Below are 21,306 nucleotides of genomic sequence, written 5' to 3' on the forward strand. Positions count from 1 at the left end.
AGCTTATGACTACAGGCTTTCCACCACCATAGCAATACCCTGCCCCACCCCGATGCACATGGTGGCCAGCCCGAACTGTACCTGCCGGCGCTGCATCTCGTGCACCAGGTCGGTGAGGATGCGGGCCCCGGAGCAGCCCAAAGGGTGGCCGATGGCAATGGCCCCACCGTTGACGTTCAAGCGAGGGTCCAGGGGGTCTACACCCCATTCTGCTAACACCGCCAGGCTTTGGGCGGCAAAAGCTTCGTTAAGTTCAATCAGACCAATGTCGTTTAGGCTGAGTCCAGCCCGTTGCAGAGCCTTTTGGGTGGCGGGTACCGGCCCAATCCCCATGATGCGCGGCTCCACCCCAGCTACGGCCATGGCCCGTACCCGGGCCAGAGGCCTTAGGCCATGGGCCTGGGTATAGGCGCTCGAGGCCAGCAGCAAGGCGGCGGCGCCATCGTTGAGCGAGGAGGCGTTGCCCGCGGTAACGCTGCCTCCCGGGCGGAAGACCGGCTTGAGCTGGGCCAGGGCCTCCAGGCTGGTATCGGCCCGGGGACCTTCGTCGGCCTGAACCAAGGTGGCCTTCCCTTTGCGGTCTTTGACCTCTACCGGCACCATCTGCCGGGCATAGGCCCCTTGTTGCTGGGCCTGGATGGCTTTGCGGTGAGAGTGTAGGGCAAAGACGTCCTGGGCCTGGCGGGAGATGTTGTACAGCTCCGCCAGGTTTTCCGCGGTCTCGCCCATGGACTCGGTGCCGTAGAGGGCCGCCATCCGGGGGTTGACCAGCCGCCAGCCTAAGGTGGTGTCGTACATGGTCAGGTTGCCGGTGGGGAAGGCTTTTTCAGCCTTGGGCACCACCCAGGGGGCCCGGCTCATGCTCTCCACCCCGCCCCCGATGTACACCTGGCCCTCCCCGGCCAGGATGGCCCGGGCCGCGCTGGCCACGGCATCCAGCCCGCTGCCACACAGGCGGTTGACGGTGCTTCCGCCCACCGTGATGGGCAGTCCGGCCAGCAGCAGGGCCATGCGGGCCACATTGCGATTGTCCTCGCCGGCCTGGTTGGCGCAGCCTAGGTAGACGTCTTCGATTTCGTGGGGGGGAATTCCGGTGCGCTCGAGTAGGGCCTTGATGGGAATGGCCGCCAGGTCGTCGGGGCGGACGCTGGCCAGGCTGCCGCCGTGTTTGCCTACCGGGGTGCGAACAGCATCTACGATGTGTGCTTCCATGGCGTACCTCAGCTTTCCTGCATACGAAACACTGTGCCGATGAAGAGGGCTACCGTGCGGGAGCCGCTTTTGACCTCGATGCGGTAGGTGGCGGTACGCCGGCCCAGGTTCTCCTCGCTGGCGTGGGCCTCGAGCTCCTCCCCTACCTGAACGGCTTTGAAATACTGCATCTGGGTAGAAAGGGCTACGGCCACCACCCCGTGGGCGTTGGAGGCCAGGGCGAAGGCCGCATCGGCCAGGCTGTAGAGGAACCCCCCATGGCAGGCCCCATGGATATTGGTGTGCTGAGGCCCCACCCGGGCAGCCACAATGGCCCGGCCCGGCGTGACCAGCCGGGTCTCTAGGCCCAGTAGCTGCATATAGGGATCGGTAGTGGCGTGAGGGTTGGGTTTCATGTTTGGCTCTGGGCACGGATGCCCAGGTAGGACTCGATCACCCGGGGATCGTGCAGCAGCTCCTGGCCCCGGCCCTCCATCACCAGCTCGCCGGCCTCGAGCACATACCCGCGGTCGGCTAGTTTAAGGGCCATCCGGGCGTTCTGCTCCACCAGCAGAATGGGCACCCCCTGGGCCTTTAGCTCAGCCAGGATGCGAAAAATCTCCTGCACAATTAAAGGGGCCAAGCCCAGGCTGGGCTCATCGAGCAAAAGCAGCTTGGGGCGGCCCATCAGGGCTCGGCCAATGGCCAGCATCTGTTGCTCGCCCCCCGACATGGTGCCGGCAAGCTGCCAGCGCCGTTCGCGTAGGCGGGGGAAGAGGTTGTAGACCCACTCGAGGTCTTGGGCAATGCTTTTTTCTCGGCGCTGGTAGCGGGTAAAGGCCCCTAGCAAGAGGTTGTCCTCTACCGTCATGGATACGAAAAGCTCGCGTTTTTCCGGCACCATCACCAGGCCCTTAGCCGCCAGCGCCTCGGGCGTGCGCTGGGACAGAGGTTGGCCCTGGTAGTGCACGCTGCCGCTACAGCCCACCAGCCCCACAATGCCCTTCAGGGTGCTGCTCTTGCCGGCACCGTTGGGGCCGATGAGGGTGATGGCCTCGCCCGGCCCTACCGTAAGCGAAAGGTTGCGCACCGCTTCTACGGCCCCGTAGCGCACGGTCAGGTTGGCGACCTCGAGGACACTCATGCGGCCTCCCCTAGATAGGCCTCAATCACCCGGGTGTTGCGCTGCACCTCGCGGGGCGTACCCTCGGCCAACTTCTCCCCATAGTGCATCACCACCACCCGGTCTACCAGCCCCATGACTAGGTCCATGTCGTGGTCAACCAGAAGCACCGTCATCCCCTCGTTCACTAACTGGCGAATCAAAGCGGCGAACTGGCGTTTTTCCCCGGCCCGCAAGCCCGCTGCAGGCTCATCGAGCAAAAGCACCTCCGGCCCCGAGGCCAAAGCCCGGGCAATCTCCAGCAAGCGAAGCTGCCCGATGGCCAGTCCGTCGGCCTTGTGGTGGGCCAGGTGGGCTAGCCCTACCCGCTCCAAAGCCCGGTAGGCCTCAGCCAATGCAGCCTCCTCCTCGCGACGGGATAGGCCCAGCATCGAGGCCAGCAACCCTCGCCGAGTGCGGGCATAGGTGCCCAGAGCGGCGTTTTCCAGTACGGTCATCTCAGGAAAAAGGTGGGGGTGCTGAAAGGTTCTGGCAATGCCCAAGCGGTGCACCTCGTAGGGGGTGCGGCCCTGGATGGGCTGGCCTTTGAAGCGCACGCTACCTGCGCTGGGGGCGTAGACCGAGGTGATCATGTTGAAGCAGGTGGATTTGCCTGCTCCGTTCGGGCCGATCAGGGCCAGAATCTCCCCGCGGCGAAGTTGGAAGCTCAGGCCGTTGACCGCCAGTAGCCCACCAAAGCGCTTGGTGAGGTTTTCGACCTCCAGCACTACCTCGCCTGCCCCACCCTGGATGGGGCGGGACGGTAGCCCGGTACCCTTGGGGGTCTGGGGCTGGGGGCGGGGTAGGTAGCGCTCGAGGAAGGGCCAAAGCCCCTTAGGGGCGAACATCAGAATCAGCACCAGAATCAGGCCATAGGCGATGATCTCGTAGTTGCCGGTACGGCCAAATATCTGCGGCAGGATGCCTTTGAGGGCTTCCTCGAGGCCGGTTACCAGGCCCGAGCCCAGAATCACCCCGGGGATACTGCCCACCCCTCCCGCTACCGCGGCAATCAGATACTTGATGGAGGCCTCGAGGCTAAAGGGGGTGGGGTTGATGAACTTCTGGTAGTGCACATACAGCCAGCCGGCAACCCCGGCGTAGAGGGCCGAGAGGACAAAAACCTGCAGCTTAAGCACCGCCGGATTAACCCCAAAGCTGGCCGCGGCTAGGGCATCCCCTTTGGAGGCCCGCATGGCCCGCCCGCTCCGGCTTTGCGTCAGGTTCCAGGCGGCCCAGGCTCCCAGCAGCACGAAAACCCAGGAGAGGTAAAAGTAGCTTTTAGAGTCGTTGAGACTCCAACCAAAGAGCGTGACCGGTGGAACTCCCCGGAGGCCGGTGTGCCCTCCGGTGAGCTCAATCCAGCTTCCCATCAGGATGTATAGGGCGATACACCAGGCGATGGTGGAGAGCGGTAGGTAGTGTCCCTTAAGCCGGGTGGTGATGCCCCCTAGCACCACCGCCCCGGCCATAGCCGCTCCGACGCCCAGGGGCAAGGTCAGCCAGGGATTCCAGCCCAGCCCAATGCACAATAGGGCGCTGGTATAGCCAGCCAGGCCCATGAAAGCGGCTTGGCCAAAGCTGGTCATTCCAGATAACCCGGTGAGCAGGTAGAGGCCCAGGGCCACCAGGGCCCCAAAGGCAATGTAGTTGCCCAAAGACAGGTAAAACGAAGAGGGCGGAAGAAAAAGCGGCGTGACCAGCAAGAGCAAAACGGCAATTAAGGTTAGGGGCGAAAAGCACACGCTCACTCCTCCTCGGCAATTTCGTGACTGCGCAGGCTGCGCCAGAAGAGGATGGGCAGCAGTAGCGCAAAGACGATGGCATCTTTGAAGGCGCTAGCTTGGAAAGCGGCCCACGACTCCATAGCCCCCACCAGCAAGGCGCCCACCACCGCTAGGGGATAGCTGATCAGGCCGCCTAGAATTCCAGCCACAAAGCCCTTGAGCCCTAGCAAAAACCCCTGGAAGTAGGCAGGGGAGATTAGGGGAGCCAGAAGCATCCCGCTAATGCAGGTGATTAGGGTGGCGATGCCAAAGGAAACATAGCCCGCCTGGCTGGGGCTGATGCCGGATAGCCGGGCCCCATAGCGGTTGACCGCACAAGCCCGCAAGGCTTTGCCATAGATGCTGCGGGTGAAGAACAGGTATAGGCCCACCATAGCCAAAAGGGCGAAGCCGTAAACCAAGAAGGCCTGGTTGTTGACCGGCACCAGGCCGATGGGGGTCTGGCCCGGCCAGATGGGCGGCAGGCGAAACTGCTCTGGGCCGAAGAAGACCAGGCCCAGCCCGGCAAAAGCGAAGTGTAACCCCACCGCGATGATTAGATAAGTCAGGACGCTGGCGTTCTTGGCTGGCTCAAAGAAAAGCCGGTACGAGGCAGGTCCAATAGGCAGAACCACCAGAACCGCCAGAATCCACCCTAGGGCCAGCGGTACCCCCTGGGCCCCCCACCAAGCCAGGCCCACCACAGCCAAGGCGCTCAGCAGCAAAAAAAAGGCTCGTTGGAGATTGGCACGGTCTAAAATGGCCCACCACAGAAGCATGGCGGCTGCCAGCCAGGCAGTGCCCGGTATCTGGCCTTTAAGGTTTAGGCCACTTACCTCGGCAGGCAGGAACCAGACGTAGGTCAGGGGGGCGAAGACTAAAAACTCGCCTAGCGGTACCAGGATGACCCGGGTGACCGCAAATACCAGCACCAGCGAAAGGGCCATCAGGGCATAGATGGTGCCATTTTGCAGGGCATCGGCGGCTAGAAAGGAGAAGATGGTCCAATCCATAGGCAGTCTTTTGTAGAGGCCCCACGGTGAGGGGTAGGCTCACCGTGGGGTGGGCTAGAAGCCCCTTAGCGGAAGGTGCGGATCAGCTTCCACTCCAGCCGGCCGCTGCTACCCCGCACCACCTCGACCATTACGGCAGCCTCATTGAAGCGCAGGCCGAGGTGGTCGGTGGCGGACATATTGAAGATACCGTGGGTTCCGACCACGTTGCGGGTGGCCTCGATCTCGTCGCGCAGCACCCGGCGGAAGGCGGCCAGGTTGCTGGGCTGTTCGCGCCGCAGGGCACGCTCGAGGGCCGGGCGCAGGATGGCCCAGGCGTCGTAGGCGTGGCCGCCAAAGGTGGAGTAGCTGCCGATACCAAAGCGGCCCTCGTACTGCTGCACGTAGCTGGTGGCGACCTGCCGGTTGGGGAAGTCGGGGGGCAGCTGGTCGAAGACCAGCACCGGCCCGGCGGGCAGGCGGGTGCCGATCAGAAGCTCGCCCCCCACCCGCAGGAAGTCGGGGTTGGCCACCCCGTGGGTCTGGTAGATGAGGCCACGGTAGCCGCGCTCACGCAGGGTGCGCTGGGGCAGCACCGGGGCGGTGCCCGACCCCCCAATCAGGACGGCATCGGGGTTGCGGGCCAGGATGCGCAATACCTGCCCGGCTACCGAGGTATCGGTGCGGGCGAAGCGCTCCGAGGCCACCACCTGGATGCCCGCCTCGCGTGCGGCGGCTTCGAAGGCCCGGGCCCAGCCCTCGCCGTAGGCATCGTTGAAGCCGATGTAGGCTGCGGTGCGTACGCCCGCGGCCTGCATATCGCGCACGATGGGCACGCTCATCTGCTGCTCGGTCTGAGGGGTTTTGAAAACCCAACGCCGCTTTTCATCCACCGGGAAAACAATTTCCAGGTTGGCTGCTAGGGAGATTTTGGGTACCCCTGCTTCAGCCACGGGGTCGATCATACCCAGGCTGGCCGGGGTAGTAGTGGTGCCGATGATGGCCAGCACCTGGTCTTCCTGGATGAGCCGCCGGGTGGCCCGCACAGCCTGGGTGGTGTCCGAGGCGTCGTCGAGAATGATGAACTGTACCGGACGGCCAGCTACCCCGCCGCGCCGGTTGGTCTGCTCTTCCAGCAGCAACAAGGTATTGCGCTCAGGGATACCCAGGCTGGCCGCCGGGCCAGTAGCTGAGACCACCACCCCGATTTTGAGGGGGGCTTGCTGGGCCAGGCCCAGCCCCAGTCCCAAAGCCAGTAGTCCTACTACGACTCGTTTCATCTTGCCTCCTTCGTGGAGATTTGCCCATCTTCCCCTTTAGGGGAAAGATTCCGGAAAGCCTCGAGGCCCGCCGCCACCATCCGCCTCAAAAGCGGGTGGGGACGGTAGCGATCCTCGCCCAGCTCGGCCTGCAGGCCCTCCAAAGCCCGCAGCACCGGTTTGAGCCAGAGCTGCTCGGCCCACTCCAAAGGGCCCAGCGGGTAGCCGGTGCCCAAGCGCATGGCCCGGTCGAGGTCAGCCGGGCTGGCTACCCCTTCCGCCAGGGCCGAGACTGCCTCGTTGATGAGCAAAGCCAGAATACGGAAGCCTACCCCGCCAGGCTGGTCGGGCAGCACCAAGGTGGTGTGGCCGTGCGCCTCGAAGTAGGCCCGGGCCAGCTCTAAGGCCGGATTCGGGCCAGATAGGGGAGGGTAGAGCTCGACGATGGAGGATGGGCCTATGGGCGGAACCAGGCTGAACCCCGCCACCGGCTGGCCGCGTAGGGGAGCCGCGAGGCGGCTGGCCGAGTGGCCCCAGACCAGCGAGACCACCGGCAAGCCTGGGGGGGTATCCTCCTTGCGCTCGAGCACAACCCGGCAGTCCAGCACGAAACGGGCTCGTTCAGGGGTTTCGGCGTGTGGAAATCGGGCCCGCAAGGCCTGAGCCAGCGGATTGGGGCCCAGGATCAGGGGCAGGGGAGGGTTGGTGTGCGGGGTTGCCGGAGGGGCCGGGCGGGGGGGTGGCCCAGGGGGGTAGGTGTACCAGCCTTGGCCGGTTTTGCGCCCCAACAGGCCCGCAACCACCCGCTGCTGCTGTAAGGGGTGGGGCCGGTAGCGCGGCTCGCCGTAGAAGGCCTGGTAGACCGAGGTGGAAGCAGCATAGTTGACGTCCAACCCGATGAGGTCCATCAGCTCAAAAGGCCCCATGGGAAAGCCCAGGCCGCGCATAATCCAGTCGATGTGTTCCTTGGCGATGCCCTCGCCGTGAAGGCGCAGGGCCTCCCCGTAGAAGGGGCGGGCTACACGGTTGACCAAAAAACCTGGGGTATCCGAGACCTGCACCGGCTCTTTGCCCCAGCTTTGCATCAGGGCGAGGGCCTGCGTGATCAGCGCCGCTTCGGTGCGCAAGCCCCCCACCACCTCCACCAGCCGCATGCGCTGGGCAGGGTTGAAGAAGTGCAGCCCCAGTACGCGCTCGGGGGCCTCTACCGCCGCAGCGATGGCCGAAACCGATAGGGTGGAGGTGTTGGTGGCCAGGATAGCCTTTGGGTTTAGCCGCCCCAGCCGGGCCAGCAGTTCCTGCTTGAGCTCGAGCTTTTCCGGTACCGCCTCGATCACCCAAGCGGCCTGGGCGGCTTCCTCTAGGGTCTGGCTAGGCTGGATGCGGGCCAAAACCGCCTCAGGAGGCTCAGCCAGGCGCCCTTTCTCCGCGCTTTTTTTTAGGTCGGCGCCGATCTCCAGCAGGGCTTTTTCTAAGGCAGCGGGGTAGGGGTCGTACAGCACCACCGGGTGCTGGGCTGTAGCGGCCACCTGAGCGATGCCACGCCCCATCGTACCTGCCCCTAACACCGAAACCGTTTCCTTCACCCCGCCTCCTCTTGCCAAACGAACACTTGTTTGACTGTACGTTGGGCGTTAGTCTAATCACAGTTATTTTTACTGTCAAGCTGCACCGCTCTTGATTTTTACCAAAGGAAGATCGGAAGGGAATCCAACCAAAGATGGAGGCGGGGCCTGGCTAGATTACGTGCTGGGGCAGGCCCTCCAACTCGGAGTCCTGGGTAGGCTCCCAGCCTCCAGCAAAGCCCTCGAGCCTCGAGGCTTCCAGGAACCAGCTCTTGGGGGTTCTAGCCCCCCACAAGGTCTGACGCCGGGGGTCGTTGAGGCTCCAGCGGATGGGCTCAAAGTCGGGGTCTACCGTGCTGTAGTCGGAGGTGTACAGTTCAATGCGGTGCCCGTCGGGGTCGCGCAGGTAAAGGAAGAAAGCGTTGGAGACGCCGTGGCGCCCCGGCCCACGCTCGATAGCCTCGGTCTGCCGGGCTCCAGCCAGGATATCGCAGGCTCTAATGATGCTCATGGCGTCGGGCATCCAGTAGGCCAGGTGGTGCAGCCGGGGGCCGGTGCCGTTGGTAAGGGCCAGGTCGTGGACGTTGCCCTTACGGTGAATCCAGGCCGCCCAGATGCGGCCCTCCTCGTCCTCGGTGTATTCCGAGAGGCGGAAGGCCAGCTTATCCATGTACCAGCGCAGCATGGCGGCCACCTGGGGGGTCATGAGGTTGATGTGGTCGATGCGCTGGATGCCTGGCCCTTTATGCAGGTCGTAGCGCTGGAGCAGCCAGGGGTACTTCTGGCTTTCGGCGTAGAAGGCCAAAGGGGTACCAAAGGGGTCTTGCAGGCGCAGTAGCCGGGGGCGGTCGAGCTCGCTTTCCCAGCGGTAGGGCAGCCCCTCGGCTTCGGCCAGCTCGGCCAACAGCTTTAGGTCGAGGTCGCCGGCCACCCGGTAGGCCAGGTGCTTGATGCCGGCTTCAGGGGCTAGCTCGAGCTTAAGGGTCCACTCCCGGTCCTCGGTGCCGCGCAGGTACAAGGCCCCTGGGCTTTCGTGCAGCACGTTCAAGCCCAGCAGGTCTACGTAGAAGTGACGGGCCCGCTCGAGGTCGGTCACATAGAAGACCCCGTGGGCAATCCGGATGATGTTGGGTATTGGGCTCATGGCGTTTCACCCCCTTCAGGGCAGCGGGCGGTACTCCCGGTTCCAGTACAAAAGAGGCCGGCTTTCCTTGCCTAGGTCTACTTTTTCCACCTCCCCTACCACGATGCGGTGGGTGCCACCGGGGTAGATAGCCCAGGTGCGGCAGTACAGGGTGGCCAGGGCTCCCTGTAGGGCCGGGGTTTCCTCCGAGGAAAGAGGCTGGTAGCCTGCGATGGGCTGGCCCGCGAAGTGGGCCGAGGTGTGGGCGTGGTTCTCGGCCAGCAGGTTAACGCTGAATCGGCCCGCTTTTTCCAGCACGGGCAAAAGCTGGGCCGACTGATGGATGCAGACCAGGATGAGGGGGGGCTCGAGGCTGACGCTGGTGAAGCTACTGGCGGTCATGCCCCGTACCTCCTCTTTGTGGCGCGCTGCAATGACCGTGACCCCACTGGGCCACAGGCGCATGACCTGGCGGAGCTGGTCGGGTAGGGTGGTGGTCTCCATACCTCTAGTCTGCCACCAGAGCCGGCTCGGGCTGGGGCTGCCACCCCAGGAAGGCCCGGATACGCTCTTTGTAGGGTTCCTTGTCGTAAACGCTGTAGAGGGTTTGGTACATGCGTACTGGATCACCAAAGAAGAAGCGCTCGTACAGGACTTGTCGCGCCCCAAAGCCGCTCAGGGTCATATCCCAGGCCAGGCGGAAAAGCTGCACCCGTTCCTTGGCCGGCAGGGTAGCCGATTGCAAGAACTTCTCCAGGTAGGGGCCCACCGGCGAGGCGAGGTCGGCCTCGGAAGGCAGGGTGATTAGGCCCGAGGCGGCAATCTGTTGAACGATTTCGTGGATGCGGGGGTAGAGCCGGGGGTAAAGGTTGCGGGCCCCATCCAAAGCTGCGCGGCTGGGGCAGACCAAGCCATAGGCATTGGGCTGGGCCTCCATCTCGGCCCGGGCCCAGAAGCCCCGCATGGCCTCGAGGTAGACGATCACCTCGGCAATCTTCTCCTGCACGTGGGGGTAGACCTCGGCCCCGATGGTCTCGGCCAGCAGGGCCACCAAGCCTAAGAAGGCCTCGGTCTTGGCGGTTTTGAGCACCACCACCTGGTGGGCCATGTGCATCAGGGCCCCGGTCTCGGCGTAGGCGCTGTTGCAGCGGGCCAGGTCCTTGTAGATAAAGACCCGCTCCCAAGGTACTAGCACGTCGTCGAAGACCGTAAGGCAGTCCATCTCCTCTAGCTGGCTGGAAAGCGGATAGTCGTAGGGGGAGCCTTCCTGGGCCAGCCCTTCCCGGCTGATGAAGTAAAGCCCCGGGGTGTGGGTGGGAATGGCGAAGGCCACCGCGTACTTGTCAGCCCCAGGGCCTTCCTTCAGCAGGGTGGAGGGGAAGACCAGAAGCTCGTCGGCGGTGGGCAGGGTGGAGAGCATGCGGGCCCCTCGCACCACGATGCCCTCTGAGGTTTCCCGTACCACCCCCAAGGGGATGTAGGGGTCGGGCTGCTCGAGGGTGCTCTTGGCCCGGTTGACCTGGGGGTTGGTTAGGCAGTGGGTGGTGCAGAGGTCCTCTTCGCGCACATACTGCACGTAGCGGCGCACATTCTCGGCATAGGGGCCGAAGAAGTCGGCGCTCTGCTCGTAGGCCATCAGCACCGCATTGAGGTAGTCGGGGCTGCGGCCCATCATGCCCAGGTGGGTATCGGCCCAGAGTTTGTAGGCCTGGCTGCGCCGGGCCAGGTCCTCCTTGCTGCGGGCGGGCAGCAGGCTCATGGGGTAGCGGGCCCCGTTTTCCTGGTAGGTGAGCTGGTCGCGGTACTTGGGGTCGTGCTGCAGGTCGTACAGGCGGGCTAAGGTGTGGGTGATGCCGCGAAAGACCGGGTGCGTGGTGGGGTCCTCGACCCGCTGGCCTTTGTACCAGAGGTTGGGGGGCCTGTTTCTTAGGGCTTCCAGGTAGGCTTTGCCGGTTCTTGCCATAGGGCCTCCTATCGACCGAACTTGGGAATGGGATGTTCGCGCAAGGGCAGCGCGATGTGCTTGAGCTCGGTGTAGAACTCCAGACTGTGCTCGCCCCCTTCCCGGTGGGTGCCGCTGAACTTGACCCCACCGAAGGGGGTAGGCAGGTGGCGCACGTTGTGGGAATTAATCCAGGTCATTCCGGCCTCGAGGGCTAGGGCCACCCGATGGGCCCGGGTCACATCCCGCGTCCAGATGTACGAGGCCAGGCCATACTTAGAGTCGTTGGCTTTAGCAATAGCATCGGCCTCATCACGGAAGGGGATGACGGTCAGGATGGGGCCGAAGATTTCCTCCTGGGCGATGCGGTGGTGGTTCTCGGCCACGAACAGCCCTGGGCGCACGTAGTTGCCCTCCTGGCCCACCCGCTCCCCGCCAAAAATATGCTGGGACTCCTGTTTGCCGATTTCTACATACCCGAGCACCCGCTGCAAGTGCTCGGGGTGAATCAGCGGCCCCACCTCGGTCTGGGGCTCGAGGGGATGCCCTACCCGGATGCGCGCAGCCCGCTCGGCCAGCCGACCGACGAAGGTATCGAAGAGGGTCTGGTGTACCAGGGCCCGTGAACTGGCGGTGCAGCGTTCGCCGTTGAAGCTGTAAATCTGGAAAACGGTGGCGTCGAGGGCCCGCTCGAGGTCGGCGTCCTCGAAAATGATCACCGGTGACTTACCCCCTAGCTCGAGGGAGAGCCGCTTGAGCAAAGGGGCGCTGTTCTGGGTGATCAGGCTTCCGGTAGTGGTCTCGCCGGTGAAGGCGATCAGAGGAATATCGGGGTGACGCACCACCGCGTCGCCAGCCTCTTCCCCAAACCCCTGCACCACATTGAAGACCCCTGGCGGTAGGTCGGCCTCCTGCACGATCTGGGCCAGCTTCCAGGCGGTGATGGGCGACCACTCGGCGGGCTTCAAGACTACCGTATTGCCAAAGGCTAAAGCGGGGGCGATCCGCCAGGTAGAGAGCATCAAGGGGGCGTTCCAAGGGGTGATGATGCCACAGACCCCCACCGGCACCCGTACCGAGTAGTTGAGCCAGTCGGCGTCTACCGGATAGGTACGCCCGTCCATGGCCCGCTCGGCGTACTCGGCATAGAAGCTGAAGTTCTCTGCGGCCCGGGCCACCTGGGCCCGCACAATGCGCAGCACCTGGCCGGCGTCCAAACACTCGATGACGGCTAGCTCATCGGCGTGCTTTTCAATGAGCTCGGCTATCTTGAGAAGGTAGCGCTTGCGCGCTTTGGCGTTGAGCCGCCACTGGGCAAAGGCCGCCTTGGCGGCTCGAGCGGCTTTGTCCACGTCTTCGGCGTGGCCCCGGTAGACCCGGGTGAGCACCTGGTTGTTGGAGGGGTCTAGGGTTTCGAAAAGCTCACCCTGTACTCCCGGTACAAAGGCTCCGTTGATGAAGTGCTGGGGGGTGGTCGCAGCGATTTTTCGCCGTACCTCTTCGATGAACTCCGCTGGGATGCCTGCGGTGGCGTCGGATACTTTCAAAAAAGCCTCCTTTCCTACAGCACCAGGCTGCGGTCGCCCTCCTGGCCCACCACCGGCTCGGCCTCGGGGGTTTCCCACTCGATATGGTTTTCCAGCGCGCCCAGCCCTTCTATCTCCATACGCATGACATCCCCAGGGTGTACCTGGGAGATGCCCTTGGGGGTGCCGGTGAGAAGGACATCGCCTGCTTCCAGGGTCATGAAGCGACTGATGAACTCCAGCACCTCGGGAATGCTGAAGAGCATCCCTTGGGTGCTGGCCTCCTGCCGTAGCTCGTTGTTAACGTAAGCCCGCATGCGTAGGTTGTGGGGGTCGGAGACCTCGTCGGCGGTGACATAGTAGGGGCCCAAAGGGCCGAAGGTGTCCCAGCCCTTACCCCGGATGGGCGGGCGGAAGGTGTTGGTGACGTAGTCGCGCACCACTAGGTCGTTGGCGATGGTATAGCCCCCCACGTAGTCCAAGGCGTCTTTGGCCTTGACCCGCCGCATGTTGCGTCCGATGATCACGGCCAGCTCGCACTCGAAGTGCATGAACCGGGCCCCTTGCGGGTAGATGACTGTGCCCTTGTGCGGCAGCAGGCTGGTGTTGGGCTTCCAAAACAAGGCCGGTTCGCTGGGTCGTTTGAGTCCGAACTCGTCGGCATGTTCGGCGAAATTGAGCGCCAAAGCGATAACCTTACCCGGCTCGACCGGCAAACACCACTGCACCGCGTCGGGGTGGTGGGCCTCACCCGCGTGGTCAATAAGCATGCCGTCTTGTAGGTATCCTCGCAGCAGGCGGCCTTTGGCGATGAAGCGGGCCCATTTCATACGGCACCTCTAGACATACTGCGAGCCCGAGGGGTTGGGCAGCACCGGGGGGTGGCTCGAGGCAGGAAGCAGGCCATAAGACTCGGCCATGCGGCGCAGGCGGGCCTCGATCTCGGGGGTGGTGGGGCCTAAGGGTTCGCGCCACTCCTTTTGGCACAGGCCCATCCAGGAGAGCACCGTTTTGAGCGGGATGGGGTTGGTGTCCCAGAAGATAGCCTCATTGGCCTCGAGGCCATGGTAGTGAAGCTCTAAAGCCTCTTTGTAGCGGCCCTCGAGGACCATCTGGCACATCTGGGCGGTTTCGCCGGGCAGCCAGTTGGCCGTGGCGGCGATGGTGCCCACTGCCCCTACGCACATCATGGGAAAGGTTAGGGCTTCCAAACCGCAGTAGACATTGAAGTCGCGCCCCACCCGGCGCAAAAGCTCCGAGACGTACTCCATGTCCTTGGAGGAGTGCTTCAGGCCCACGATGTTGGGAAAGTCACGCCGTAGCCGGGCCACAGTCTCGACCTTAATCTCCACCCCGGCCCGGCCTGGGATGTTGTAGAGCACAATGGGCATCTGGGGCACGGCCTGGGCCACCTGGCCAAAAAAGCGATACAGGCCGTCTTGATTTGGCTTGATGTAGTAAGGGGTGATGACCAAGGCCCCCTGGGCCCCCATTCGGTAGGCGGCCTGGGTTAGCTCCAGGGTCTCGTCCAGCCGCAGGGTACCGGTGCCCGCCAGAAGGGGCACCCGGCCCTTGATGAAGCGCAGGGCCAGCTCAATCAGGTACTTGCGCTCTTCCAGGCTGAGGGTGCCCGGCTCGCCGGTGGTACCCCCTACGCTCAGGGCGTGGGAGCCAGCCTCAATCTGCCGTTCAATGAGGCCTTCGAGGGCGGCCTCGTCGATGGCCCCGTTTTTGAACGGGGTAACCAGGGGTACGATGCTGCCTTTGAACTCGGTCATGCTCCTCCTTTGCCAAGGTGTGGCCCAGGTTGCATATGAACCCGCTGAGATAGTTAATATATTAAGTAAAAGACAGGCCCAGTTTGCAAGCCCAGGTACAATTAACCCTTATGTCCACCTCTTTCCCCGACGAAGCTTCCCGCAGACTCTTGCGCGACCTCGCCCACTCCCTGCCCATGGCCCTGCTGCGCACGCGCGAGGCAGTGGTGCAGCGGTTTCGCGAGGTGCTCTCGCGCTACGGCCTGACCGAGCAGCAGTGGCGCATCCTGCGGGCTTTAGACGGGCGGGAGGGCTTGGAGATTTCCCTTCTGGCCGAAGAGTGCCGCATCTTGTTGCCCAGCATGACCGGCATCCTAAAGCGCATGGAGGCCCGTGGGCTTATCCTGCGCCAGGCCAGCGTGGCCGATGGCCGCAAGGTACGGGTGGCCCTGACCGAAGAAGCCAAGGCGTTGGTGGCCCAGATCAAGCCAGAGGTGGTGCAGGTTTATGTGGAGATCGAGCGGATTTTGGGCCGGAATAAGCTCGAGCAGCTTTACGCCCTACTCGAGGAACTAGAGCAAGGCCTGGCTTCCTCCGCCTAGGCGGTTTCGGAGTTGTTGAAAGTCTTGGCGGAGCATGCCGTACAGGTAGATGTCCTCTTTGATGCCCTGGCGGGTTTCGTGCTGGCGCAAAAGGCCCTCCTGGGTGAAGCCCAGCTTTTCTACCAAGCGGCGCATGGGGATGTTGGAACCGGGGATTTCCGCCGTGATGCGCTCGAGGCCCAGCTCAGCAAAAGCTTCTTCCAGCATCTTCAGCCCGGCCAAAAAGCCTATACCCTGGCCGCGCTGCTCTTCGCCAATGGCGATGCGCAGCCGGGCCCGCTTTTCCAGCGGATTGAGCTCCCGCAGGTCCACGAACCCTACCAGGTGGCCTTCGGGGTGCTCAGGGCTTTGTACCACAATGCCCCGGCGGATGAGGTCGGCGGGAGGATTGTTGAGCAGGCGCACAAACCAGTCCTGTAGCTGGGCTGCCGGTAGGCCCAACGGCCAGCCGTTGGCCAGACAGAAAGCTTCATCCTGGCTCCACTCGAGCACCCGGGGCAGGTCGCTTAGGGCTAGAGGGCGGAGGTACACCTTCATCCCTTCCAACTTACCGCTTTTGCCTGGAAAGTGAGGTGCGTTTTAGCAGAATTGGGCTTTGCAGCGTGACCCTTTCGCGCTAGCCTAGGAGGCTGTGTCCAGCCTGCTGCTTCGCCTGAGCGAAAAAGCCCTTCTGGAAGAGGGGGTGTTGGTAGAGTACCCCAGCTATGCCGAGGCAGCCTTGCTGGGCCGGCCCGCCCTACGGCTGGACCCCTTTGGTCAGGAGGCCCTGCCGACCGAGCCACCCCCCCAGACCCGCGACCTCGAGGCCGAGCGGTTGGCTCTGTTGGAGGCCCTGGAGGAGCCAGGCCTGTCTTTGCGAGCCCGCCAGCGGCTGCGGGCCGACTTGCTGGCCTTGGAAGAGGCTTTGTGGGTGGCCTACGCCACCGGCCCCAGCCCTACCGCTACCGGGCGGGGGTGGCAGGGCTGGAGGTTTTCGCCGATGAGGAGCTGGGGTGCTGGCGCTTCTGGAGTCGTGTCAGTGAGCTCGAGGGGGCCTTTAGGGAGGGCATCCTGTACCTCGAGGCCAACCCGGGGCCGCTGCTCCAGGCGGTGTTGCAAATCGCCTTCGAGCGGTTGGAGGCCCGGCAGGTCTGCTGGGGCCAGGGCCGCGTCAGCCGCGAGGATTACTTTCCAGGGCCTCGCGTACCTGGCGCTTGATACGGCTGAGCACCGCTTGTAGCCCGCGCAGGCGCAGAGGGGTGATGATCTCCTCCAGCCGGGCCAGGGTGTAGAAATCCTCCGGCACCCCTAGCACCGCCTCTGGGCTTTCCCCCTCCAACCCCTCGGCCAGCATCCCGGCAAAGGCCCGCACGGTAGGAGCCTCTTTGGGAGCATCGAAGTACAGCCGTACTTGGGCGTTTTCTATCTCGGCGTGCACGAAGAAGGGGGTAGTGCACTCGTGTACCTGTTCCAACCGGCCTTGCATCCCCGCGGGTAGGGGGGGCATCTTCTGGGCAAAGGCCAGCAGCATCTCGGTCTTAAGCACCTTGGGTGCCCCGGCCAGCATCCGTACTACGTTTTGCAGCTTGGCAGGAAGCTTAGCCAATCGTTCCTCGCTGCTCATTCCGTCCTCCCTAGAAAAGGGGCTCACGCCCCAGGCGCTCTAGCCCTCCAGGCCCAGCCACGATGGCTAGGGTAGCCATCCCCAGGAAAAGCCCGGTTTCCACTACCCCAGGGATACGCTTGAGCTGAGCCTCGAGGCGGGCCGGGTCGGGGATGGGGCCGAAGCGCACATCGGCAATCAGGTTGCCCCCATCGCTATAAAAGAACTCCTCGCCGTCCATGCGCAAGGTAGGCTGGCCCAGCTGCGCCAAAGCATGCAAGGTGGCCCGGTAGCCGAAGCGCACAATCTCCACTGGTACCACCCCACGGCCTAGCTGGGGTACCTTTTTGCTGTAGTCGGCGATCACGATAAAGTCTTTGGCGCTGGCCTCCACGATTTTTTCCCGCAGTAAGGCTCCGCCCAACCCCTTGATGAGGGAGAGGTCTGGGGCGATCTCGTCGGCCCCGTCGATGGCCAGGTCGACCCCGCCGGGCTCGAGCTCCACCAGGGGAATCCCCAGCGCATGGGCTAGCAAGGCAGTGGCCTCGGAGGTAGGCACCGCGCGGATGCCAGAAAGCTCCCCCTCGCGCAGCCGGCGGCCCAGCTCCATAACCGCGTAGCGGGCCGTGGAGCCCGTGCCCAGGCCCACCACCATACCCGAGCGCACGTAGCGAACGGCCTCGAGGGCCGCCTGTTGCTTGTAAGCCTCCAAGCCGCTCATAGACTGGCCCCTATAGCGAACCCTGCTGTAGCTGACCTAGGGCCTCGGCTACCTCGAGGGCGTGCTGCTCGGGCTTAACCTTGTCCCATACCCGGGCTATCCGGCCCTGGGGGTCGATCAGGTAGGTGTAGCGCAACACCCCCTCATATTCCTTGCCCATGAACTGTTTACGGCCCCAAGCCCCATAGGCCCGGATGGTCTGTTGGCTGGGGTCGGCGAGCAGGGGAAAGTTGAGCGTATACTTGCGGTGAAACTTGCTGTGGCTTTGGACATCGTCCGCAGAGATCCCTAGTACCACCGCCCCCAGCGCCTCCAGGTGGCTTTTTTCGTCGCGAAAGCCACAGGCCTCCTTGGTGCAGCCAGGGGTGTCGTCCTTGGGGTAGAAGTACAGCACCACCCAGCGCCCCCGATAGTCCTCGAGGGTGTGGGGCCGGCCTTCCTGATCGGGTAGGGTAAAGCTAGGGGCAAGGTCGCCTGTCTGCAACATACCCACCCATCATACCGGTGCCTAGCCCAGCTTGTAACCGAAGCGGCGCAGGATGTTCTTGCGCCACTCTACTTCCTCGCCTTCCTCCACTCCCAGGGGCTTGTGCCCATCCAGTACCCCCAGAATGCCCCGTTGCTCGTTCTGCTCAGCCACAATCACGGCCAGCGGGTTGGCGGTAGCGGCAAAGATGCGTACCACCTCGGGGCAGGCCTTCACCGCGTGCAGCACGTTGATAGGGTAGAAGCCCTCCCCCAACACAATCAGAAAGGAATGCCCCGCCCCAATGGCCTGGGCGTTGCGCACGGCGAGGGCCACCAACGCTTCATCGGTGCCACTTTTACGGATTAGACGCTTGCCGGAGGCCTCGCAGAAGGCCAGGCCGAACTTGATGCCGGGAACCGCCGTGACCAGGGCCTCGTGTAGGTCTTCCACCGTCTTGATGAAATGGCTCTGGCCCAGGATAACATTCAGGTTTTCCGGTTTTTCTACCGGGACGACTTGCAGCTCCATACCCTCATTTAGGCACAACGAACTTCACCAGGTCAACCGTAGACCCGTCCAGGGTGGCGTAACGCACCACCCCTACCCCCGGCACGAAGTAAACCTCCATCACCTGGCTACCACCCCCGCTGGTGACGATGGAGGTGCGGATGACGTAGGCATTGAAACGGCCTGCTGGCACATTGACCCCCTCGATGCGCAAGACCTTGCCCAGCAGGGCCACGGTCTGTCCACCAAAGCTGCTGCGTCCGCCCCACTCCTGGCCTAAGACCAGCGGCGGGGGTGGATAGAGCTGCAAGGGAGGGGTGTAGCGCTGCACCGCCTGACCGATGATTAACCCCTCCAGCAGTACCCCCTTGTCGGGGGTGTAGCGCAGCAGGTCGGCGCTTACTGGCTGCCGTTCCAGCCGCCGCTCCAGAACCAGCAGGCCATGTTGCTCGCGGGTAAAGGCTTGCTCCATACCGTTGGAGTAACGCCAGGTGTACCCGATGCCACTAGGGTAATAGGCCGTGGGGGCCGCCAGCACCCCGGCGAGTAGTCCCAGCGTTAGCCCAGTGAGAAGGCGCCTCATCTTCCCTATGTTATGCCGCTTTGGGCCTGGGCGGGGTTTATTGACCCTCTCTGACCAGGCGGAAGAGGTCCCGGCCCAGCTCGGCGTAGTGTCGCACGTGCCCGGCCTGGGTGCCGTAGGTGAGGAAGAGTACCTGGTGCACCAGCGTAGCGGCCTCTTCGGGGGTTTGTACCTTCACCAAGCGCTCTATGATTTCCGCCACCACGGGCCCGTAGAGCTCTTTTGGAGGAGCCAGCTCCCCCATACCCAAGGGGTCGTAGATTTGCAGATAGGTCTGTACCTGGAGGGCTAGCGTGGCCATGATTTAGTCTAGGAAGTCCCGCAGCTTGCGGGTGCGGCTCTCGTGGTACTTGAGCTTGCGCAGCGCCTTGTTCTCGATCTGGCGGATGCGCTCGCGGGTCACCCCGAAGTAGGCCCCCACCTCTTCTAAGGTGTGCTCACGCCCATCAATCAGGCCTTTGCGCAACTTCAGAACCATGGCCTCGCGCTCGGAGAGTTTGTTCAGGGCTTTCTCTAGCTCCTCCGAAAGCATGCTCTGGGCGGCGGCGTCCACCGGCGAGGCCAGGTGTTCGTCGGGGATGAAGTCGCCGTAGAAGCTGTCCTTTTCATCCCCGATGGGGGTCTCGAGGGAGACCGGCTCCTGGGCGATCTTGAACGTTTCCTCGACCTTCTTGGCATCCCAGCCCGGGCCCATGGCCTCGGCGATCTCCTCGTAGCTGGGTTCACGGCCCAGCTCCTGCTGCATCTGGCGGGCGGTGCGGGTGAGCTTGTTGATGGTCTCCACCATGTGTACCGGGATGCGGATGGTGCGGGCCTGGTCGGCGATGGCCCTATTTATGGCCTGGCGAATCCACCAGGTGGCGTAGGTGGAAAACTTATAGCGCCGCTTGTATTCGAACTTCTCCACCGCCCGGATAAGGCCCTGGTTGCCCTCTTGGATCAGGTCGAGGAAGCTGAGGCCCCGCCCGGTGTACTTCTTGGCAATGGAGACCACCAGCCGCAGGTTGGCCTCGATCAGGTGTTGGCGGCAGATCTCGCCGTCGCGGGCGATGTGCAAGTAGCGTTTGACCTCGCGTGGCAGGGCCCGCAGCCGGGCATCCACGGCCTGGATGGTCTCGGGGTCGATGCGCAGCTCGGTGCCGGGGATGTTGGCGATGCGGCTACTGCCCTGCACCTGGTTGCGCAGCACATGGCGGATGAGCTCGGCCTCGAGGCCGGTCTCCTCAGCCAGCCTCTGGGCGGCCGCCACCCCTTCCTCCACCCGCCGGGCCAGGTCGATTTCTTCTTCCAGGGTAAGTAGGGGCACCTGCCCGATCTCGTGCAGGTATTGCCGTACCGGATCGGAGGTGGAGATGCGCGGCAAGGGCAGGTCTTCCTCGATTTCCTCCTCGACCTCTTCGATGGGCAGGGTGCCCAGCTCGAAGTCGGGCTCGAGTAGGTCGAGGTCCTCGAGGTCGGCCTCCAGTACCTCCTCGCCTAGCTCCTCGTCGGGCAGCAGTATGGGTAGTTTGGGGCCTTTAGGATCGGCCAGCCCCTCGAGGTCAGGCGCCTCAAAGTCCTCGGGCTCGAGTTCAGGGGCTTCTAAACTCAGCTGCTGCTCTTCCAGGACAGCCACGCCCTGGGAGAGCTCAGCCTCCTGGGTTCCAGCCTTCTGGCTTGTTTTGGAGCTTTTGCTCTTCTGGCTGGAGGCCTTTTCTGGCTTAGCGCTCTTGCTGGTTGTTTCTGGCATAACCTCACTTGCCTTGGAAACGGCTTTGCTAGGTTTATTCTTTGCGGTTGACTTGGCTGGTTTAGTAGGCCCTTGCGCATTGGGAGAACCCTTGGTTGCTGGGGCCACCTTTTCCGCCGCTTGGGTTTCAGGGCGGTGTGGATGGTCTTGCGAGGTTCCCTTCTTGCTGGCGGCGGTCTTGGACTTGCTCAAGCAGTTCACCTCCCAGTGAAGCCTTGGTGTGGCCTCAATCCAACTTTTGTGCTAGCAGGACCTTATGGCTGCTTACGGCCACGGTATGCACGCGGGTAAAGCGGGCCTGAAGCAGGGGTTCATAGGGCAGGAAGCGGTTGGCTACAAGATAAAACCGCCCGCCTCTCTCCAGGTGAGCGTAGGCGGCTTCGATAAAAGCGGCGGCGGTTTCTAACACAACAAGCCCCCCCACGTGGAACGGGGGGTTCGAAACAATAGTAGTGAAGCGTTGGCCTTTTGTCAAGGCCTTTTGTAATCGGTCAACACATGTGAGACTGGGGAACCGACTCCTCCTGCATCTTAGCTAAATACTCCAAGGGAGCAAGACCCTGTAATCGGTCAACACATGTGAGACTGGGGAACCGACTCCTCCTGCATCTTAGCTAAATACTCCAAGGGAGCAAGACCCCCCAGGGCCATGTGAGGCCTTCGGCGGTTGTAGTGGTCCAGGTAGGCATCCAGCTCTGCCTGTAGCTCGCTGAGCCGGGGGGGCAGAGGCCGGGTATAGAGCTCCTCCCTAAAGGTCCGTTGCACCCGCTCCACGTGACCATTGAGTTTAGGACTCCTCGGCGGCAGCACAAACAAGGCAATCCCCAGAG

24 protein-coding genes and 1 pseudogene are annotated in these 21,306 nt (G+C 63.3%); 2 read left to right on the forward strand and 23 right to left on the reverse strand.

Features of this window, described 5'->3' with window-relative positions; translation table 11 throughout:
* Positions 1–9: 9 nt before the first annotated feature.
* The 13 genes from G552_RS0102875 to hpaI form a co-directional block, all read right to left on the reverse strand.
* Positions 10–1,212 carry an acetyl-CoA C-acyltransferase gene (locus G552_RS0102875; RefSeq protein ID WP_027881652.1) on the reverse strand — a complete coding sequence of 401 codons (1,203 nt, stop codon included), beginning with the start codon at positions 1,210–1,212 and terminating at the stop codon, positions 10–12.
* An 8-nt stretch (positions 1,213–1,220) separates the two neighbouring features.
* Positions 1,221–1,607, reverse strand: a complete 387-nt coding sequence (gene paaI / locus G552_RS0102880; protein WP_027881653.1) for a hydroxyphenylacetyl-CoA thioesterase PaaI — start codon at positions 1,605–1,607, stop codon at positions 1,221–1,223.
* Positions 1,604–2,335, reverse strand: coding sequence for an ABC transporter ATP-binding protein (locus G552_RS0102885; RefSeq protein ID WP_027881654.1), 732 nt, complete (start codon positions 2,333–2,335; stop codon positions 1,604–1,606). Before G552_RS0102885 ends, paaI begins: the two co-directional genes overlap by 4 nt.
* Positions 2,332–4,098 (reverse strand): branched-chain amino acid ABC transporter ATP-binding protein/permease, encoded by a 1,767-nt coding sequence (locus tag G552_RS0102890; RefSeq protein ID WP_036270175.1) that lies wholly within the window; start codon positions 4,096–4,098, stop codon positions 2,332–2,334. Before G552_RS0102890 ends, G552_RS0102885 begins: the two co-directional genes overlap by 4 nt.
* A 2-nt stretch (positions 4,099–4,100) precedes the next feature.
* Positions 4,101–5,132 carry a branched-chain amino acid ABC transporter permease gene (locus G552_RS0102895; RefSeq protein ID WP_027881656.1) on the reverse strand — a complete coding sequence of 344 codons (1,032 nt, stop codon included), beginning with the start codon at positions 5,130–5,132 and terminating at the stop codon, positions 4,101–4,103.
* 65 nt (positions 5,133–5,197) lie between these two features.
* Entirely contained in the window at positions 5,198–6,391 is a 1,194-nt protein-coding gene (locus G552_RS0102900) for an ABC transporter substrate-binding protein (protein ID WP_027881657.1), read from the reverse strand.
* On the reverse strand, positions 6,388–7,956 hold the full coding sequence (locus G552_RS0102905) for a 3-hydroxyacyl-CoA dehydrogenase NAD-binding domain-containing protein (RefSeq protein ID WP_027881658.1): 1,569 nt from the start codon (positions 7,954–7,956) through the stop codon (positions 6,388–6,390). Before G552_RS0102905 ends, G552_RS0102900 begins: the two co-directional genes overlap by 4 nt.
* A 151-nt stretch (positions 7,957–8,107) precedes the next feature.
* Positions 8,108–9,079 carry a 3,4-dihydroxyphenylacetate 2,3-dioxygenase gene (gene hpaD, locus G552_RS0102910; RefSeq protein WP_027881659.1) on the reverse strand — a complete coding sequence of 324 codons (972 nt, stop codon included), beginning with the start codon at positions 9,077–9,079 and terminating at the stop codon, positions 8,108–8,110.
* Positions 9,080–9,094: 15 nt separating this feature from the next.
* Positions 9,095–9,562 (reverse strand): 4-hydroxyphenylacetate 3-monooxygenase reductase subunit, encoded by a 468-nt coding sequence (hpaC, locus tag G552_RS0102915; RefSeq protein ID WP_027881660.1) that lies wholly within the window; start codon positions 9,560–9,562, stop codon positions 9,095–9,097.
* Between the two features lie 4 nt (positions 9,563–9,566).
* Positions 9,567–11,021: a 4-hydroxyphenylacetate 3-monooxygenase, oxygenase component gene (gene hpaB / locus G552_RS0102920; protein ID WP_027881661.1), complete on the reverse strand. Its 1,455-nt coding sequence runs from the start codon at positions 11,019–11,021 to the stop codon at positions 9,567–9,569.
* Between the two features lie 8 nt (positions 11,022–11,029).
* Positions 11,030–12,547 carry a 5-carboxymethyl-2-hydroxymuconate semialdehyde dehydrogenase gene (hpaE, locus tag G552_RS0102925; RefSeq protein WP_027881662.1) on the reverse strand — a complete coding sequence of 506 codons (1,518 nt, stop codon included), beginning with the start codon at positions 12,545–12,547 and terminating at the stop codon, positions 11,030–11,032.
* Between the two features lie 14 nt (positions 12,548–12,561).
* Positions 12,562–13,356, reverse strand: coding sequence for a fumarylacetoacetate hydrolase family protein (locus G552_RS0102930; protein WP_027881663.1), 795 nt, complete (start codon positions 13,354–13,356; stop codon positions 12,562–12,564).
* A 9-nt stretch (positions 13,357–13,365) separates the two neighbouring features.
* Entirely contained in the window at positions 13,366–14,304 is a 939-nt protein-coding gene (hpaI, locus tag G552_RS0102935; RefSeq protein ID WP_027881664.1) for a 2,4-dihydroxyhept-2-ene-1,7-dioic acid aldolase, read from the reverse strand.
* A 110-nt stretch (positions 14,305–14,414) separates the two neighbouring features.
* Here hpaI and hpaR point away from each other — a divergent pair, with 110 nt between their 5' ends.
* Entirely contained in the window at positions 14,415–14,885 is a 471-nt protein-coding gene (hpaR, locus tag G552_RS0102940; RefSeq protein ID WP_027881665.1) for a homoprotocatechuate degradation operon regulator HpaR, read from the forward strand.
* On the opposite strand, the gene G552_RS14640 is transcribed toward hpaR, so the two are convergent.
* On the reverse strand, positions 14,856–15,422 hold the full coding sequence (locus G552_RS14640; RefSeq protein ID WP_051195658.1) for a GNAT family N-acetyltransferase: 567 nt from the start codon (positions 15,420–15,422) through the stop codon (positions 14,856–14,858). The genes hpaR and G552_RS14640 overlap by 30 nt on opposite strands.
* A 369-nt stretch (positions 15,423–15,791) precedes the next feature.
* On the opposite strand from G552_RS14640, the gene G552_RS0102950 reads away from it, so the two are divergent.
* The gene (locus G552_RS0102950) at positions 15,792–16,082 is read left to right on the forward strand and encodes a hypothetical protein (protein WP_027881666.1); all 291 of its coding nucleotides are present in this window, start codon (positions 15,792–15,794) and stop codon (positions 16,080–16,082) included.
* Here the strand turns inward: G552_RS0102950 and G552_RS0102955 are convergent.
* The 9 genes and pseudogenes from G552_RS0102955 to G552_RS14645 form a co-directional block, all read right to left on the reverse strand.
* Positions 16,036–16,488: a SufE family protein gene (locus tag G552_RS0102955; RefSeq protein ID WP_027881667.1), complete on the reverse strand. Its 453-nt coding sequence runs from the start codon at positions 16,486–16,488 to the stop codon at positions 16,036–16,038. The genes G552_RS0102950 and G552_RS0102955 overlap by 47 nt on opposite strands.
* A gap of 10 nt (positions 16,489–16,498) precedes the next feature.
* Complete coding sequence (rpiA, locus tag G552_RS0102960) at positions 16,499–17,188, reverse strand: ribose-5-phosphate isomerase RpiA (RefSeq protein ID WP_027881668.1); 690 nt, start codon at positions 17,186–17,188, stop codon at positions 16,499–16,501.
* Between the two features lie 10 nt (positions 17,189–17,198).
* Positions 17,199–17,675, reverse strand: a complete 477-nt coding sequence (gene bcp, locus G552_RS0102965) for a thioredoxin-dependent thiol peroxidase (RefSeq protein WP_027881669.1) — start codon at positions 17,673–17,675, stop codon at positions 17,199–17,201.
* Positions 17,676–17,696: 21 nt separating this feature from the next.
* Positions 17,697–18,185 carry an adenosine diphosphatase gene (locus tag G552_RS0102970; RefSeq protein ID WP_027881670.1) on the reverse strand — a complete coding sequence of 163 codons (489 nt, stop codon included), beginning with the start codon at positions 18,183–18,185 and terminating at the stop codon, positions 17,697–17,699.
* A gap of 4 nt (positions 18,186–18,189) precedes the next feature.
* Positions 18,190–18,747, reverse strand: a complete 558-nt coding sequence (locus G552_RS0102975) for a hypothetical protein (RefSeq protein ID WP_027881671.1) — start codon at positions 18,745–18,747, stop codon at positions 18,190–18,192.
* A gap of 37 nt (positions 18,748–18,784) precedes the next feature.
* Entirely contained in the window at positions 18,785–19,048 is a 264-nt protein-coding gene (locus G552_RS0102980) for a hypothetical protein (RefSeq protein ID WP_027881672.1), read from the reverse strand.
* A 3-nt stretch (positions 19,049–19,051) separates the two neighbouring features.
* Positions 19,052–20,476 (reverse strand): RNA polymerase sigma factor RpoD, encoded by a 1,425-nt coding sequence (rpoD, locus tag G552_RS0102985; RefSeq protein ID WP_027881673.1) that lies wholly within the window; start codon positions 20,474–20,476, stop codon positions 19,052–19,054.
* 226 nt (positions 20,477–20,702) lie between these two features.
* Positions 20,703–20,951, reverse strand: a complete 249-nt coding sequence (locus G552_RS0102990) for a methyltransferase (protein ID WP_084640359.1) — start codon at positions 20,949–20,951, stop codon at positions 20,703–20,705.
* Positions 20,952–21,011: 60 nt separating this feature from the next.
* Positions 21,012–21,306, reverse strand: a pseudogene (locus G552_RS14645) (integrase core domain-containing protein); the annotation flags it as partial.

It is taken from the genome of Meiothermus rufus DSM 22234, assembly GCF_000423425.1.
Lineage (GTDB): Bacteria > Deinococcota > Deinococci > Deinococcales > Thermaceae > Meiothermus > Meiothermus rufus.

Excerpts from the sequence above, each read along its gene's own strand:
- G552_RS0102875 (WP_027881652.1), bottom strand. The coding sequence starts at position 1,212 with ATGGAAGCACACATCGTAGATGCTGTTCGCACCCCGGTAGGCAAACAC.
- paaI (WP_027881653.1), bottom strand. The coding sequence starts at position 1,607 with ATGAAACCCAACCCTCACGCCACTACCGATCCCTATATGCAGCTACTG.
- G552_RS0102885 (WP_027881654.1), bottom strand. The coding sequence starts at position 2,335 with ATGAGTGTCCTCGAGGTCGCCAACCTGACCGTGCGCTACGGGGCCGTA.
- G552_RS0102895 (WP_027881656.1), bottom strand. The coding sequence starts at position 5,132 with ATGGATTGGACCATCTTCTCCTTTCTAGCCGCCGATGCCCTGCAAAAT.
- G552_RS0102900 (WP_027881657.1), bottom strand. The coding sequence starts at position 6,391 with ATGAAACGAGTCGTAGTAGGACTACTGGCTTTGGGACTGGGGCTGGGC.
- hpaD (WP_027881659.1), bottom strand. The coding sequence starts at position 9,079 with ATGAGCCCAATACCCAACATCATCCGGATTGCCCACGGGGTCTTCTAT.
- hpaC (WP_027881660.1), bottom strand. The coding sequence starts at position 9,562 with ATGGAGACCACCACCCTACCCGACCAGCTCCGCCAGGTCATGCGCCTG.
- hpaB (WP_027881661.1), bottom strand. The coding sequence starts at position 11,021 with ATGGCAAGAACCGGCAAAGCCTACCTGGAAGCCCTAAGAAACAGGCCC.
- G552_RS0102930 (WP_027881663.1), bottom strand. The coding sequence starts at position 13,356 with ATGAAATGGGCCCGCTTCATCGCCAAAGGCCGCCTGCTGCGAGGATAC.
- hpaI (WP_027881664.1), bottom strand. The coding sequence starts at position 14,304 with ATGACCGAGTTCAAAGGCAGCATCGTACCCCTGGTTACCCCGTTCAAA.
- hpaR (WP_027881665.1), top strand. The coding sequence starts at position 14,415 with ATGTCCACCTCTTTCCCCGACGAAGCTTCCCGCAGACTCTTGCGCGAC.
- G552_RS14640 (WP_051195658.1), bottom strand. The coding sequence starts at position 15,422 with ATGAAGGTGTACCTCCGCCCTCTAGCCCTAAGCGACCTGCCCCGGGTG.
- G552_RS0102955 (WP_027881667.1), bottom strand. The coding sequence starts at position 16,488 with ATGAGCAGCGAGGAACGATTGGCTAAGCTTCCTGCCAAGCTGCAAAAC.
- rpiA (WP_027881668.1), bottom strand. The coding sequence starts at position 17,188 with ATGAGCGGCTTGGAGGCTTACAAGCAACAGGCGGCCCTCGAGGCCGTT.
- bcp (WP_027881669.1), bottom strand. The coding sequence starts at position 17,675 with ATGTTGCAGACAGGCGACCTTGCCCCTAGCTTTACCCTACCCGATCAG.
- G552_RS0102970 (WP_027881670.1), bottom strand. The coding sequence starts at position 18,185 with ATGGAGCTGCAAGTCGTCCCGGTAGAAAAACCGGAAAACCTGAATGTT.
- G552_RS0102975 (WP_027881671.1), bottom strand. The coding sequence starts at position 18,747 with ATGAGGCGCCTTCTCACTGGGCTAACGCTGGGACTACTCGCCGGGGTG.
- G552_RS0102980 (WP_027881672.1), bottom strand. The coding sequence starts at position 19,048 with ATGGCCACGCTAGCCCTCCAGGTACAGACCTATCTGCAAATCTACGAC.
- rpoD (WP_027881673.1), bottom strand. The coding sequence starts at position 20,476 with ATGCCAGAAACAACCAGCAAGAGCGCTAAGCCAGAAAAGGCCTCCAGC.